The organism is Stenotrophomonas sp. YJH_SMC_119 (assembly GCF_059368315.1).
The window spans coordinates 584,800-599,534 of sequence record NZ_JCAFRP010000001.1; the positions used below are offsets into that span (position 1 = coordinate 584,800).

At 66.2% G+C, this 14,735-nt stretch carries 14 protein-coding genes and 1 tRNA gene; 10 read left to right on the forward strand and 5 right to left on the reverse strand.

Annotation, left to right across the window (positions count from 1 at the left end):
- The first annotated feature begins 25 nt into the window (after positions 1–25).
- Complete coding sequence (glyA, locus tag AC5P6S_RS02720; RefSeq protein WP_024889556.1) at positions 26–1,297, forward strand: serine hydroxymethyltransferase; 1,272 nt, start codon at positions 26–28, stop codon at positions 1,295–1,297.
- A 66-nt stretch (positions 1,298–1,363) separates the two neighbouring features.
- Here glyA and AC5P6S_RS02725 read toward each other — a convergent pair whose 3' ends face one another.
- The gene (locus tag AC5P6S_RS02725) at positions 1,364–1,663 is read right to left on the reverse strand and encodes a helix-turn-helix domain-containing protein (protein ID WP_024889555.1); all 300 of its coding nucleotides are present in this window, start codon (positions 1,661–1,663) and stop codon (positions 1,364–1,366) included.
- A 104-nt stretch (positions 1,664–1,767) separates the two neighbouring features.
- Here AC5P6S_RS02725 and AC5P6S_RS02730 point away from each other — a divergent pair, with 104 nt between their 5' ends.
- Positions 1,768–2,391 (forward strand): LysR family substrate-binding domain-containing protein, encoded by a 624-nt coding sequence (locus AC5P6S_RS02730; protein WP_313466143.1) that lies wholly within the window; start codon positions 1,768–1,770, stop codon positions 2,389–2,391.
- A 27-nt stretch (positions 2,392–2,418) separates the two neighbouring features.
- Here the strand turns inward: AC5P6S_RS02730 and AC5P6S_RS02735 are convergent, their stop codons facing one another.
- The 3 genes from AC5P6S_RS02735 to AC5P6S_RS02745 all read right to left on the reverse strand — a co-directional run bounded on the left by AC5P6S_RS02735 (position 2,419) and on the right by AC5P6S_RS02745 (position 6,607).
- Positions 2,419–4,344: a tyrosine-type recombinase/integrase gene (locus tag AC5P6S_RS02735; RefSeq protein ID WP_320524238.1), complete on the reverse strand. Its 1,926-nt coding sequence runs from the start codon at positions 4,342–4,344 to the stop codon at positions 2,419–2,421.
- 238 nt (positions 4,345–4,582) lie between these two features.
- Positions 4,583–4,656: transfer RNA gene (locus AC5P6S_RS02740), tRNA-Gly, on the reverse strand.
- A gap of 115 nt (positions 4,657–4,771) precedes the next feature.
- Entirely contained in the window at positions 4,772–6,607 is a 1,836-nt protein-coding gene (locus AC5P6S_RS02745; protein WP_049460991.1) for an autotransporter domain-containing esterase, read from the reverse strand.
- A gap of 206 nt (positions 6,608–6,813) precedes the next feature.
- Here AC5P6S_RS02745 and thiS point away from each other — a divergent pair, with 206 nt between their 5' ends.
- From thiS to AC5P6S_RS02765, 4 genes are all read left to right on the forward strand, one after another.
- Positions 6,814–7,014, forward strand: a complete 201-nt coding sequence (gene thiS / locus AC5P6S_RS02750; RefSeq protein WP_005410812.1) for a sulfur carrier protein ThiS — start codon at positions 6,814–6,816, stop codon at positions 7,012–7,014.
- Positions 7,015–7,165: 151 nt separating this feature from the next.
- Complete coding sequence (locus AC5P6S_RS02755; RefSeq protein WP_107231715.1) at positions 7,166–7,960, forward strand: thiazole synthase; 795 nt, start codon at positions 7,166–7,168, stop codon at positions 7,958–7,960.
- Positions 7,960–8,694, forward strand: coding sequence for a tRNA (guanosine(46)-N7)-methyltransferase TrmB (trmB, locus tag AC5P6S_RS02760; RefSeq protein ID WP_005410814.1), 735 nt, complete (start codon positions 7,960–7,962; stop codon positions 8,692–8,694). Before AC5P6S_RS02755 ends, trmB begins: the two co-directional genes overlap by 1 nt.
- 27 nt (positions 8,695–8,721) lie before the next feature.
- Positions 8,722–10,569, forward strand: a complete 1,848-nt coding sequence (locus AC5P6S_RS02765; RefSeq protein ID WP_005414317.1) for an SLC13 family permease — start codon at positions 8,722–8,724, stop codon at positions 10,567–10,569.
- A gap of 376 nt (positions 10,570–10,945) precedes the next feature.
- Here AC5P6S_RS02765 and AC5P6S_RS02770 read toward each other — a convergent pair whose 3' ends face one another.
- Positions 10,946–11,281 carry a Rieske (2Fe-2S) protein gene (locus tag AC5P6S_RS02770; protein WP_049448786.1) on the reverse strand — a complete coding sequence of 112 codons (336 nt, stop codon included), beginning with the start codon at positions 11,279–11,281 and terminating at the stop codon, positions 10,946–10,948.
- A gap of 178 nt (positions 11,282–11,459) precedes the next feature.
- On the opposite strand from AC5P6S_RS02770, the gene AC5P6S_RS02775 reads away from it, so the two are divergent.
- The 4 genes from AC5P6S_RS02775 (at position 11,460) to AC5P6S_RS02790 (ending at position 14,638) form a co-directional block, all read left to right on the forward strand.
- Positions 11,460–11,741, forward strand: coding sequence for a hypothetical protein (locus tag AC5P6S_RS02775; protein ID WP_005410817.1), 282 nt, complete (start codon positions 11,460–11,462; stop codon positions 11,739–11,741).
- Positions 11,742–11,816: 75 nt separating this feature from the next.
- Positions 11,817–12,533, forward strand: a complete 717-nt coding sequence (locus tag AC5P6S_RS02780) for a fumarylacetoacetate hydrolase family protein (protein WP_087802752.1) — start codon at positions 11,817–11,819, stop codon at positions 12,531–12,533.
- A gap of 54 nt (positions 12,534–12,587) precedes the next feature.
- Entirely contained in the window at positions 12,588–12,992 is a 405-nt protein-coding gene (gene mscL, locus AC5P6S_RS02785; RefSeq protein ID WP_014038282.1) for a large-conductance mechanosensitive channel protein MscL, read from the forward strand.
- Positions 12,993–13,216: 224 nt separating this feature from the next.
- Entirely contained in the window at positions 13,217–14,638 is a 1,422-nt protein-coding gene (locus tag AC5P6S_RS02790; RefSeq protein ID WP_111198262.1) for a M28 family peptidase, read from the forward strand.
- Positions 14,639–14,735 lie beyond the last annotated feature (97 nt).

Genomic DNA, 14,735 nt, shown 5'->3' on the forward strand with positions numbered 1-14,735 from the left:
TATCCGCCCGACCAGGACGCACACCATGTATGACACTTCTGTTGCCCTCGCCGATTTCGACCCGGAACTTGCCCTGGCAGTCCACCACGAAGCGCGCCGTCAGGAGGATCATGTCGAACTGATCGCCTCCGAGAACTACGCGAGCCCTTTGGTGATGGCCATCCAGAATTCGGTGTTCACCAACAAGTACGCCGAGGGTTACCCAGGCAAGCGCTACTACAGCGGCTGCGAGCATGTGGACGTGGCCGAACGCTTAGCCATCGAGCGGCTCAAGGTGCTATTCGACTGTGATTGGGCCAACGTCCAGCCCCATGCCGGCGCCCAGGCCAACGCAGCCGTGTTTCTGGCGCTGGCCAACCCCGGCGATACCGTGATGGGCATGAACTTGGCTCAGGGTGGCCACCTGACCCACGGTAACCCATCCAACTTCTCCGGCCGCCATTACAAGATCGTGCCCTATGGACTCGACCCCCTAACCGGGCTGATTGACTACGACGAGATGGAGCGCATCGCGATGCAGGCACGGCCGAAACTGCTGATCGGCGGCTTCTCCGCCTATTCGCGGCACAAGGACTGGGCACGCATGCGCGCCATCGCCGACAGGGCGGGTGCCATCTTCTGGGTGGACATGGCCCATGTCGCCGGCCTGGTGGCGACAGGCGAGTATCCTGACCCGTTGCCCCACGCTCACGTGGTCACCAGCACCACCCATAAGACCCTGCGCGGCCCGCGTGGCGGTATCATTCTCTCGAAAGGGCAGGACGAGGGCCTTTACAGAAAGCTCGACTCCGCCGTATTCCCCGGCGTCCAGGGCGGGCCGCTGATGCATGTTATCGCCGCCAAGGCGGTGGCGTTCAAGGAGGCGCTGCAACCTGCATTCAAGGCCTACCAGCGCCAGGTGGTGGCGAACGCTCGCGCCATGGCCGCCGTGATCCAGCAGCGCGGCCACAAAATCGTTTCGGGCGGTACCGACAATCACCTGATGCTGATCGACCTGTCCGCCAGGCCCTACACCGGTAAGGATGCGGACGCGGCGCTGGCCGATGCCTGGATCACCACCAACAAGAACAGCGTGCCGGGCGACCCGCGTTCGCCGTTTGTGACCTCTGGCGTGCGCATCGGCACGCCCGCCGTGACCACGCGCGGCTTCGGCGTGGCCGAGTGCGAGGAACTGGCCGGCTGGTTGTGCGACGTGCTGGATGCATTGGAAACCGGTGGTGTTGGATTAATTGCCGTGCGGGATCGAGTAAGACAGCAGGTGGCGGATCTGTGCCGTCGCCATCCCGTCTATCGATAGGTAGTCACTGACGGCAATGCGGCGCCTGCGTACTACCTCGTTGTAGGTGAGAGACGCAACGCCGACCTAGACAGCGTCTTCCTGTTTTTCGGACAGTTGCGCCTCGGTCGCAGCCATCAGTGCCGCGGCCGAGCAACCCAGCCCCTTCGCGATCCGCAGGATCAACACTAGCGTGGGCATGTGCTCGCCGCGCTCGATCTTGCCCATGTGCGATCGCGCGATACCCGCCTGTTCCGCCAGCACCTCCTGCGCCAGCGCCTTCGCGGACCGTGCCTCGCGCACGGCAACGCCGAAAGCGCGCGCTGGCTCGCTTTCATAGGTTCTTGTTCCCGCAGGTCTCCCGCGTTGCACTGATCGCTTCTGCATCAACAGAAGCGTCACGTTTCACGCGAATTTAAACCACGTTAAACTTATCTCATTGACCGATGGCACGCGGTTTTTTCCAGTGTCGGCGTTGTGCGGGTGACACGATGATCGCTTCCGATCCTTTGAACATTGCCCTGTCGGACTGCCTGGCCTATCCTAGGTTGTCGGTACCGATGGCGGTACACCGTCGGCGCTATCCGGACAACCCGATTCGTCTTCACGAAGAGCGCTTGGAGGATCAGCATCGAGGACTGCTCGCGGGGGCTTTCGAGGCAGGCCTCTGCCAATCGCCCGCAGCCCCTGAAGGCATCGATGTCCGACCCGTCTGGCGCGATGCGCTGGCATTGGCCGTGTCGGCCCATCACCCCTTGCTGGCCTTTGCGTCAGTGTCCCTGGAGCAGGCGGCCGACCACCATTGGATCGCCCTGGATGGGCGCGACTGTGTCGGCTACTGTGGGCAAATCGACTCACTGCTGACGGCAGCCGGCGTCGTCCCCTCGGCCGTCACGACGGCCACATCGTTCGGGTTGATGATGACCTTGGTGGCCGCCGGCTACGGTATCTGCTTGGCACCCGCCACCCGCATTGAGGGCCATCGTTCCCTTGGCGTTGTCCAGCGTCCCTTGCAAGAGGGCGCGCTGACGCTCACCACGTACTTCCTGAGCCGTCGAGATACGGGCAGCGCCCGCCTGGAGCCGTTCTTCCACGCGCTCCAGGCAAGCGCCTGACCGAACTTCGGCGCGCCCCTGGCTTGATCAGTCTCCGGGCGCCACTTCGGCGGCATCGGCAGCGACGGCTTCGCGCACCAGCCGCTGCACGCTTTGCCGGACCTGCTCAGGGAACTCTGTCGTCACGACTGGCTCGCTCGCCTGCATGCACTGTGCGGCCACCAGCCGCGCGGCAAGGTGCAGGTTCGTTGGGTTGACGGCTTCGATGGCCGGCCGTGTCCCGAGAGCCTCGTACGAGCGCAGGAGTGCGTGGTAGATGTCCCAGGTGTCGACGCCCCGTGGCAGTTGCTTCAGGACAGACTGGACCAGCCTGCGCTTGAGCGGATCGAGCTGCCAGTCTGGCACGCGCTGCCCGCGGTGCCCCATGTGGATCGACAGCAGGTTGCCGGCCTGGATCTCGTAGGTGATCCAGCGGCGCGACTTGCCCGCGAGCTTGGCGTAGTCCGCCACCGAGAGGTTGTGCGGCGCCTCGAAGGTCTCCAGCACCTGCAGGCGTCCGCGCTGCACCTCCGACAGGCGCGGCCGCGCGTACTCGGGCATGCGCACGGCCGACAGCCGCTGCACCGATGCCGGCGCTTCGGGTTGGTTGGACGTCGGCGCGGTCACGATCAGCTGCGGCGCGGTGAGGTCGACCACCGGCGGCTGCACGGCCCCCTGGCCGGCGATGGTCGGCAGGCCCTGGAGCGTGATGGTCAGATGCCGGCTGGCAACCTCGACCTGGTTCTGCTCGAACAGGTCCAGGCGATCAGCCCAGTCCTGCATCATGACGCGGCGTTGCTCGACGTATTCGGCATGGTTGTAGGTCGCGCTGATCTTGTCTGGATCGGCATGCGATAGCTGGGCATCCACCCATTTCTTCGGGTAGCCGAGTTCGTTCAGCGCCGTCGAGATCGTCGCCCGGATGCCATGCCCCGTGAGCTGGTCCTCGTAGCCCATGCGCTTGAGCGCGGCGTTGAGCGTGTTCTCGCTGATCGGGTTCTTCAGGCACCAGTCGCCTGGGATGAGATGGACCTGGGCAGGCTTGCATTGGTCCAACAGGTGGCGAACGATCTCCTGCGCCTGCACCGACAGCGGCACGATGTAGGGCGGGATGTCGATGAGACGCTTGCGCTTCTTCTTGGTCAGCAGCGCGCGCTGCTTGAGCCTGGCCACCGGGATGACCCACAGGCCCCGGTCGAGGTCGAACTGATCGGGCGTGGCGAAGCGAAGCTCGCCGGTGCGCACACCAGTGAGCATCAGCAGCCGGATGCCCAACTGCGTGTTCAGGCGCCCGCGGTACTTGCGCAGTGTCTGCAGCATAACCGGCAGCTCGTGCATGCGCAGGAACGGGTTGTGTTCGACAGGCGGCAATGGCAGCGCGACCACTTCCAGGTCCCTGGACGGGTTATCGCCCATGTTGGGAATCGCCACCGTGGCGTAGGTGAACAACTGGGTGAACCAGGTCCTCAGCTTCTCGGCCACGGACAGCGAGCCGCGCTTCTCCACCTTGCCGATGATGTCCAGCAGGTGCGCGCGGGTGATTTCGTAGATGGTCAGGTGCCGTAGCGAGGGGAACACATCTTTCTTGAAGACGCGCCCGATCTGTTCCAGGCTGGTCTGCCGTCCTTCCTCCAGCGAGAGCCGGCGATGGGCCAGCCATTGCTCGTAGACGGCCATGAAGGTGTGCTCGCCGGCCAGGACGATCGCGTGCCGCTTGCGCTTGCGTTCGCTGTGGGGATTGACGCCCTTGGCGAGCAGCGAGCGGGCTTCATCGCGAAGTGCACGGGCGTCCTTCAGGGAAAGCGCCGGATAGTTGCCTAGGGTGATGCGCTCACGCTTGCCAAACCACGAATAGCGGAAGTGCCAAGCCTTGGTGCCGATGGCGGAAACGTAGAGATAGAGGCCGTCGAAGTCGGCCAGTGCGTATGGCTTGCCGGTGGACTTGGCCTGCCGGGCCATGAGGTCTGAAAGCATGATCCCAACTCCATGAAAGCGAGTTGAGTGCCATGTTTCCCATCGGACCTCGGCTCCTCCAGCAACAATGCGGCAGGGGAAGTTCGCGCATTGTTTGGGCCACTTTTTGTACCAGTTTGGGCCGGCCGTCAGTGGATTTCGCTGGACGTCACTGGAACGGCTTTTCTGGAAAAGCCGAACCGTGACAATGACTTGCAACACTCCATGGACGTCCTTGGAACACCATGGAAAGCTGAAGTGGAGCGGGCGATGGGAATCGAACCCACGTCAGTAGCTTGGGAAGCTACAGCTCTACCATTGAGCTACGCCCGCGTTGCGGTGGGAAGTCTATGCGCTGGGCCCCGTGTTGCGCAATGGTGCCCATCGCATCAGGCCGGGGGTCAAAGCCCTCTCGTTGCCGAGAGGGCCGACCCCGCCTGGTTTCTGCTTAGAAGGTGCCGCTGAAGTTGGCGAACAGCGTTGCGTCCTGGGCACGCTTCTGCCCGGCCGAAGCGCTCAGGCCGAAGTTGCTCTGCAGCCCGAACAGTTCGGTGCGGGCGCCCAGCACGACGGTCGCGTAGTCCTTGTCGAACTTCAGGCCCGGCACACGGTAGCTGCCCAGTTCCGGCAGGGTCTGCAGCCACGCGCTGCCCTGCTTGGTGTCTTCGAACTCATGGTCGTAGGTCAGCTGCGCGTACGGCTTGAGGGTGCCGCCATCGAAGCGGGCCTGCCAACCGATGCGACCAACGGTCGAATCAACGTTCTGGCGGTCGTAGCCCAGCGCGGTGGCCAGGGTGCCTGCCGCAGCGCTTTCGGTGTAACCATCGATCTTCACCTTCTGCCAGATCACCGAAGCGATCGGGCCGTGGCGGAAGCCGCCTTCGGTGCCGAACTCGTAACCGGCGTTCAAGGCGGCGGTCAGGTTGCTGCCGTCCGGCGAACCACCGTGCTCGCGGGTGGCCGGGCCGAGCTGGACCTTGCGGTTCACGTCATACGACAGCCAGGTGTAGCTGACCTGGCCGTTCACCCAGATGCGATCGCCGTACCAGCCGGCGAACAGACCGGCGGTGGTGTCCTTCTGGGTGAAATCGCCACGGCTGTTGCCGAAGTCGGCGTTGAGGCGGCCGAAGCCGGCGAAGCCGCCGACCACCATGCCGTCGCGCGCCCAGTCGATGCCGAACAGGCCGGCCGGCGCCAGGCCATCGTACAGATCCGCGTGGTCGTAGCGCTGCAGGTCACCGCGGACGCCGCCCCACCAGGACAGGCCGTCGGCCGGACGACCGCCCAGGTGCATGCTGACCTGATCGGCACGCGAACGACCGATGGTCTGTGCCGAGTGGCTCAGCACCTGCTGCAGGCGCGGGGCTTCCAGCACAGAGACCGCGTACTGGCCCAGCAGCTGGTGGCCCGCCGTGGTCGGATGCACGCCATCGGCGAACAGATAGGTGTTGGCCGCATCCGGGCTGACGTAGCTGGTCGGATTGCAGGTCAGGATGCTCTGGGTCGAATTGGCCGGATCGATCTTGCAGGCGGTGCTGGTGACGTTGGTGAAGCCGTACATGGCCGGATTGGCGGCGACTTCGCCCAGCACGGTGAAGGTATCGAGCGGGATGAACTCGATGCCGGCCTGCTTCAGGCCACCATAAAGAGCCTTGTTGTAGCCGGCTGACAGCGCGGTGGCGGTGGCCGCGTTCGGGCCGCGGAAGGCCGGGGTCAGGCCGACGTTCGGCAGGTTCGGCACCAGCACGTACTGCGCACCGGCCTGCTTCAGCGCACCCACCAGAGCGATCTGGTCGGTGACGGCGGCGCCGATGATGGCCTGTGCCTGCGTCGGCGCAGCTGCGGCGGCGAACAGGTCATTGGCGCCGCCCCACACCGTGTACAGGACATTGCCGTCAGCCTTGCCGCCGTTGGCGGCCAGATAACGGGCCGCCTGCGACTTCAGCGAGGGGATAGTCCCCATTGCGCTCGGCACGTCCACGCCAACGCGGGCACCACCGACCGCGTAATTGTCACCGTTCTGGCCGTTGCCATTGGCGGCGCCATTGAGGCCATAGTAGTTGGCGACCTGCTGCGACCACACCCAGCCCGGGTTGGTGGTGAACTGGCCGGTCACCGGACGCACATCGGCCGGCAGCAGCGGGCGGAAATAGCCGGCATCGGTCAGGCTGTCGCCGAAGAACACGGCCTTGGAATACGGGGATTCGCCTGCCATGGCCGGAAGCGCGGCCAGCGCGATCGCGGCCGCCATCAGGGTGCGGATCGGGCGTTTGCTGAGCAGCATGAAAAAACTCCTGTGGGGATATCGTTGAGGACCCGGCGGACGTACGCCGGCGCACGGTGAATGGTTTCACTGCGCCGCGTTTTGCTCACGCTGCGCCGCCGCATGGATTGTCGCCCGATCGCCGGGAAACCTGCTGTGCCGGAGCTGGCGCCCCGTTCAATTTGCAAGTGTTCCGATCCCGGCGGGCTATCGGCGACAATGCACGGATGAACATCCAGCTCAATGGCGAACCCCGCGCCCTGCCCGCTTCGGCAACCCTCCACGACCTGCTCGAGGCCGAACAGTTGCTGCAGCGCCGGGTGGCGGTCGAGGTCAACGGCGAGATCGTCAGCCGCAGCCGCCACGGCGAGCACGTCCTGGCCGAAGGCGACGTGGTGGAGATCGTGCACGCGTTGGGCGGGGGCTGAGACCTCCGGGTGGTGCTGGCCGCTGGCCGGCAATCCGACGCTGTCAGGCACCCTGCATGTGCCGGCCAGCGGCCGGCTCTACCCTCGCTCTCCTGCGGACAGCACCGCCTTGCGTGATCCCATCTTCAGGCGGATAGGCGATAATCGCGCCATGAACGCTCATGTCTCCCCCGATTCGCTGGTGATCGCCGGCAAGACCTATGGCTCGCGGCTGCTGACCGGCACCGGCAAGTTCAAGGATCTGGAAGAAACCCGCCTGGCCACCGAGGCCGCGGGCGCCCAGATCGTCACCGTGGCGATCCGCCGCACCAACATCGGGCAGAACCCGGGCGAGCCGAACCTGCTCGACGTGCTGCCGCCGGAGCGCTACACCATCCTGCCCAACACCGCCGGCTGCTACACCGCCGAAGACGCCGTGCGCACCTGCCGCCTGGCCCGTGAGCTGCTGGACGGCCATAACCTGACCAAGCTGGAAGTGCTGGGCGACCAGAAGTCGCTGTACCCGGACGTGGTGCAGACCCTCAAGGCTGCCGAGCAGCTGGTCAAGGACGGCTTCGAAGTGATGGTCTACACCTCCGACGATCCGATCCTGGCCAAGCGCCTGGAAGAGATCGGCTGCGCTGCGGTGATGCCGCTGGCCGCGCCGATCGGTTCGGGCCTGGGCATCCAGAACAAGTACAACCTGCTGCAGATCATCGAAGACGCCAAGGTGCCGATCATCGTCGACGCCGGCGTCGGTACCGCGTCGGATGCCGCGATTGCGATGGAACTGGGCTGCGACGGCGTGCTGATGAACACGGCCATTGCCGGTGCGCGCCACCCGGTGCTGATGGCCAGTGCCATGCGCAAGGCGGTCGAGGCCGGCCGCGAGGCCTTCCTGGCCGGGCGCATCCCGCGCAAGCGCTACGCCAGCGCCTCCTCGCCGGTGGATGGGCTGATCGGCTGATGACCAATCCTTTCGACAGCGCCGGTTCCAAGGCTCCGCCCAAGCCCTTCACCGTGAGCGAGGGCCGCCGCGAGGTGCGCAGCTTCGTGTTGCGCCAAGGCCGCTTCACCCCCGCCCAGCAGCGCGCGTTCGACGAACGCTGGCCGCGCTTCGGCCTCGACTACACCGGCCAACCGCGTGACCTGGACGCCACCTTCGGCCGCCCGGCACACAAGGTGCTGGAAATCGGCTTCGGCAACGGTGCCGCGCTGCGCTTCGCCGCCCAGCACGACCCGTCACGCGATTACATCGGCATCGAAGTGCACGCCCCGGGCGTGGGCAGGCTGCTGAACGCGCTGGCCGACGACAACGCCGACCACGTGCGCCTGTACCACCACGACGCGGTTGAAGTGCTGCAGAACGAGATCGCCGATGGCGCGCTCGATGAAGTGCGCATCTACTTCCCGGACCCGTGGCACAAGAAGCGCCACAACAAGCGCCGCCTGCTGCAGCCGGCGTTCGCCGAACTGCTGGTGCGCAAGCTGCGCCCGGGCGGCCGCCTGCACTGTGCCACCGACTGGGAGGACTACGCCGAGCAGATGTGGGACGTGCTCGATGCCACCGCGGGCCTGGTCAACCGTGCCGGCCCGCGTGGCAGCGTGCCGCGCCCGGACTGGCGCCCGCAGACCCACTTCGAGACCCGCGGCCAGAAGCTCGGCCATGGCGTCTGGGACCTGCTGTACGACCGCACCTGACGATCGCCTGAGGACGCCGCGCCCCACATGGATACCGCGCTGACGCTGACCAACGACATGAAGCTCGTGCTCGGGCTGGTCGGCTTCACGATGGCGATGTTCCTGTTCGAGCGCATCCGCGCCGACGTGGTCGCGCTGGTGGTACTGGTGGTGCTCGGTGTCACCGGGCTGATCGCGCCGGAGGAAATCTTCGGCGGCTTCTCCGGTAACGCGGTGATGAGCATCATCGCCACCACCATCCTCGGTGCCGGCCTGGACCGCACCGGGGCGCTGAACCGGCTGGCCGCGTGGCTGCTGCGACGCGGTCATGGCGTCGAGCAGCGGCTGCTGATGATGACCACGGCCATTGCCGGCCTGAACTCGTCCTTCATGCAGAACCCGTCGGTGATGGCGCTGTACCTGCCGGTGGCTTCGCGACTGGCAGCGCGCACCGGCCTGACCCTGCAGCGCCTGCTGCTGCCGATTTCGGCGGCGATCGTGATGGGCGGTGCGCTGACCATGGTCGGCAATTCACCGCTGATCCTGCTGAACGACCTGCTGGCCTCGGCCAACAACAACCTGCCCTCGGGCCTGGCCACCATCGAGCCGCTGCGCATGTTCGCGCCGCTGCCGATCGGCGTGGCGCTGCTGATCGCCTCGCTGCTGTACTTCCGCTACTACGGCGACCGCAAGCTGATCGAGGAAGAGAACCTGGCCAACGACGGGGTCACCCCGGCGCGCACCGAAAGCTACTTCGCCAAGACCTATGGCATCGAAGGCGATGTGTTCGAGCTGGTGGTCAGTGCCGAAAGCCCGCTGGTGGGCATGACCCTGGGCGAGGCCGAGAACCTGCACGATGCCCCGCTGCTGCTGGCCCTGAAAACCGGCAACGACACACGCCTGGCGCCGCCGGCGGAGATGCGCATCTGGGTGGGCAGCGTGCTCGGCGCAATGGGTCCGCGCGAGCAGATCAACGACTTCGCGCAGAACCAGTTCCTGCGCATGTCTTCGCGCCTGAAGCACCTGGGTGACCTGTTCAACCCGAGCCGCGCCGGCATTTCCGAGGCGGTGGTACCGCCGACCTCGAATGTGATCGGCAAGAGCGCGGCCGACCTGCGCCTGCGCAAGGAGCGCGGCATCAGCCTGCTGGCGATCAACCGCGACAAGCAGGTGATCCGCGAGGACGCGCGCGACGTGCAGTTGCGTGCCGGCGACATGCTGGTCTTCCACAGCATCTGGACCGACCTGGCACAGGCGGCCAAGAGCCGCGACTTCGTGGTGGTGACCGACTACCCGACCGGCGAACAACGCCCGCACAAGTTCAAGATCGCCATGGCGATCTTCGCGTTGACCATCCTGATCGCGCTGACCAGCAAGCTGCCGGTGGCGCTGACGCTGATGACCGGCGTGGCCGGCATGCTGCTGACCGGCGTGCTGCGCATGGACGAGGCCTATGCCTCGATCAACTGGAAAACGGTGTTCATGATGGCCGGGCTGATCCCGCTCGGCTGGGCGATGGACTCCAGTGGTGCGGCGGCATGGGTGGCCGGCCACACCATCGACAAGCTGCCCACCGGCATCCCGGTGTGGGTGCTGGAGGTGGCGCTGGCGCTGCTGACCACGGCGTTCTCGCTGGTGATCAGCCATGTGGGCGCGACCATCGTGATGGTGCCGATCGCGGTGAACCTGGCACTGGCGGCGGGCGGCAACCCGACCGCGTTCGCGCTGATCGTGGCGCTGTCGGCGTCCAACAATCTGATGACGGCCTCCAACCCGGTGATCTCGATGATCACCGGCCCGGCCAACTACACCCCGCGCGAGATGTGGCGGGTCGGCGGACCGCTGTCGCTGATCTACACCTGCGTGGTGGTGTTGATGATCAACCTGATGTTCTGAGGGTTGGGTTTGTTGGCAGGGCTGCGCCCTGCACCCGCCGAATCAACGTCAACGTCAACGTCAACGTCGAAGGCTGGCATTCCGTGGGATGACGGGGTGGGTCCGGTTGCGGGGGACGCCGTAAACCCGTCCGTGGGGGCTTGGCCGCGGCATCCATGCCGCGGCCCCCCCCGCAACCGGACCCACCCCGCCTTCGACAGTTTCACGCGGCTGGTGGTGGGTGCCGACCGTTGGTCGGCACCGATCTCGCTCTGGTAGCTGTCGACTTGGTCGACACCGTAGATCCACGCCATGCGTGGATGAATCTCTGGATACCCATTGATGTGGATACCCATTGAGCCTGTGGGTGCGAACCTTGGTTCGCACACCGGTTGCCTCAAGCCAGGTAAACCTGCCCGTCGCGCACGTCCACCGGCACCACGCGCAGGCGGTCGCCCTTGCAGGGTCCGGCGATGCAGTCGCCGCTGTCCAGCGCGAACGAGGCGCCATGCGCGGCGCAGACCAGGTGGCCTTCACGGCTCTTCAGGAACTGGCCCGGGGCCCAGTCCAGGCGGCGGCCGGCGTGCGGGCAGATGTTCAGGAACGCACGCACCTGCGCGCCGTCGCGGTACAGCACCAGCGATTCGGCATCGCCATCAACCACCGCTTCGACCTCGGCAAACGCGCCATCGGCAATGGCATCAAGGGCGATCAGGGCGGCAGGGGCAGTCATGGCGAAGGCTCGGACAGTAAACCCGCATTGTCGCACGCCCACTCAGGTGACTGGCTGCGACATGAACACAAGTCATTGATCCGTAATAAGCACAGGCTATATTTAACGAGTTTTTCACTCAATGACAGTGGCGCGTACCGATACTCTGGTTTCGCTGATCCCAGCCTATCGAGCCGCCATGTTCAATCGCGCATCCGCCTTCAACCAGTTCCGCACCCTGTTCGCGCCGCGCAAGCCGCGCCACCCGCTGGTGCGCGTTGCCGTGGGCCTGCTTGGCCTGGCGATCCTGGCCGCGATGGTGTTCATCGGCGTGTTCGTCGGTGCGGCGATGATCCTGGTGGGCCTGGCGTGGAAGCTGCTGGCCTCGCGCAAGCCGGGTGTTGCCCGTCCGGTCGACCCGACCGTGGTCGAAGGCGAGTACCGCGTGGTACGCAAGCCGGTGTTGCCGGCCTCGCGCTGATCCACCTCCTGCGCGCCCGCTGACGGCGGGCGCCATGCGTTCTAGACTGCGGGCATGCCCTTCCTGGATGCCCGCATGTCCGATGTCTCCGATGTGATCCCTGCCATAGCCCTGCCGCGTGTACCGGTGGTGGGCGGTGGCAGTTTCCCCGTGCACCGCATCTACTGCGTCGGCCGCAACTTCGCCGACCACGCCCGCGAGATGGGCGCGGCGGTGCCGGCAGCCGATGACCGCGGCCGCCCGATGTTCTTCAGCAAGCCGGCCGATGCGATCGTGGTCGGCCATGACGATGCCATCCCCTACCCGCCGGCGACCGCCAACCTGCACCACGAAGTGGAGCTGGTGGTGGCGATCGGCCGTGATGCGCCCGCTGGCGAACTGGCCGTGGCCGATGCCGAAGCACTGGTCTACGGCTACGCCGTCGGCCTGGACCTGACCCGCCGCGACCTGCAGGCTGCGGCCAAGGACAAGGGCCACCCGTGGGATGCCGCAAAGGGCTTCGACGCCTCCGCGCCGATCAGCGAAATCGTCCACGCCGAAGAGGTCGGCGACCTGGCCGCGCTCAACCTGTCGCTAGAGGTCAACGGCGAGGTGCGCCAGCAGGCGCTGCTGGACCAGATGATCTGGAACGTGCCGGAGATCCTGCACGAGCTGTCCAAGCTGTGGCAGCTGCGTGCCGGCGACCTGGTGTTCATGGGCACCCCGTCCGGCGTGGCTGCACTGAAGCCCGGCGACCGCTTCAGCGCGCGCCTGGAAAATGTGGCCGAGCGCCACGGCGTGATCGCCGGCTGACATTACCTGCGCTACCCTGCGCGCTGTCCACTTCCCCACCGGAGAAAAACAACAATGGGAATGCTCACCGAGTTCAAGGAATTCGCGATGCGCGGCAACGTCATCGACCTCGCCGTCGGCGTGGTGATCGGCGCGGCCTTCGGCAAGATCGTGACGGCGCTGGTCGAGAAGATCATCATGCCGCCGCTGGGCTACCTGATCGGCCGCGTGGACTTCTCCAGCCTGGCCTGGACCCTGTCGCCGGCCCACCTGGGTCCGGATGGCAAGGAGATTCCGGCCGTGGTGGTTGGCTACGGCGACTTCATCAATACCATCATCCAGTTCGTGATCGTGGCCTTCGCCATCTTCATCGTGGTCAAGGCGATCAACCGCCTCTCGCGCAAGCAGGAGGCTGCACCGGCCGCACCGGCCGAGGAAGTGGTGCTGCTGCGCGAGATCCGCGACAGCCTGAAGAAATAAGGCGGCAGAACGGTAGTGCCGGCCGCTGGCCGGCAATGTCGGAACATGCGGAAGCCGGCCAGCGGCCGGCACTGCCGCGACTGCGCGAAAGCCCCGCTCCGGCGGGGCTTTCGCATTGCCGGACATGGCGGAAAACAGCGTTCGCGCCAGCCATGACCTCCCGCCCATGCGCCGGGCTGAACGACTGTTAAGCTCCAAGGCTTGGTCCCTTCCCGGAGCTGTCCATGCGTCGCCGCGTCCTTGCCATCGCATCCTCCCTCGCCCTGCTGGCCACCCCGGCCTTCGCGGCGCCGCATACCACCACCCTGCCCCCGGCGTCGCTGGCCACCGCCGCACAGCTGCGCGACCAGGCGCTGGCCGATGACACCGGCTGGAAGGTGGTCGAATCGCTCACCACCGAAATCGGCCCGCGCATCGCCGGCAGCGAGGCCGACGCCCGCGCCGTGGCCTGGGCCGAAGCCAAGTTCAAGGCATTGGGCTTCGACAAGGTGTGGAAGGAACCGGTGACCTTCCCGAAGTGGGAGCGCCGCAGTGAACACGCTGCCGTGACCGGCAGGAACCCGCAGCCGCTGCAGATCACTGCGCTGGGCGGCAGCCCGGGCGGCACGGTGGAAGCGGAGGTGGTGCGCTTCGCCGATCTGGCCGCCTTGCAGGCGGCACCGGCCGGTTCGCTGAAGGGCAAGATCGCCTTCGTCGATTACCAGATGCTGCCGTTCCGCGATGGCCGCGACTACGGCCGCGGCGGTGCAATCCGCAGCAAGGGACCGTCAGAAGCGATCCGCAAGGGCGCGGTGGGCTTCCTGATGCGCTCGGCCGGTACCGACTCCCACCGCGTGCCGCACACCGGCATCACCCGTTTCGATGATGGCCTGACCCCGGTGCCGTCGGCGGCACTGTCGGTGCCCGATGCCGACCAGCTGGCGCGCCTGCTGGCACGTGGCAGCACCACGGTGAAGGTGGCGCTGGACTGTGGCTGGGATGGTACGGCGACCTCGTACAACGTGATCGGCGAGATCACCGGCCGCAGCCTGCCGAAGGAAGTTGTGGTGATCGGCGGCCATCTGGATTCGTGGGACCTGGGCACCGGCGCGGTCGATGACGGCGCGGGCGTGGGCATCACCATGGCCGCCGGCCACCTGATCGGCCAGCTCAAGCAGGCACCGAAGCGCACCATCCGCGTGATCGCCTTCGCCAACGAGGAACAGGGCCTCTACGGCGGCAAGGCCTATGCCGAGGCACACGCCAAGGACGTGGCCCTGCACCAGCTGGCCGCCGAGAGCGACTTCGGCGCAGGCCGCATCTACGCCTTCAATACCGGTTCACCGAATCCGGAAGGCTCACGTGAAGCGACGAAGCAGATTGCCGAAGTGATGAAGCCGCTGGGCATCGAGTACCAGGCCGACAAGGGTGGCCCGGGCCCGGACGTCGGCCCGCTGGCCGCCAAGGGCGGTGCGTGGGCGTGGCTGGCGCAGGACGGCTCGGACTACTTCCACCTGCACCACACCGCCGACGACACGCTGGACAAGATCGACCCGAAGGCGCTGGCGCAGAACGTGGCCGCGTATACGGTGTTCGCGTACCTGGCGGCGGAAGCCGATGGCAGTTTCGGCAGCGAAGCCAAGGCGACCACGCCACCGAACGAGTGATGCGGTAGTGCCGGGCCGTGCCCGGCAAGCGCAGCGGCAGGAGCGGTGCGAACCAAGGTTCGCACCCATCAAGGCGGGTCCTGAATCAGGAACCCGG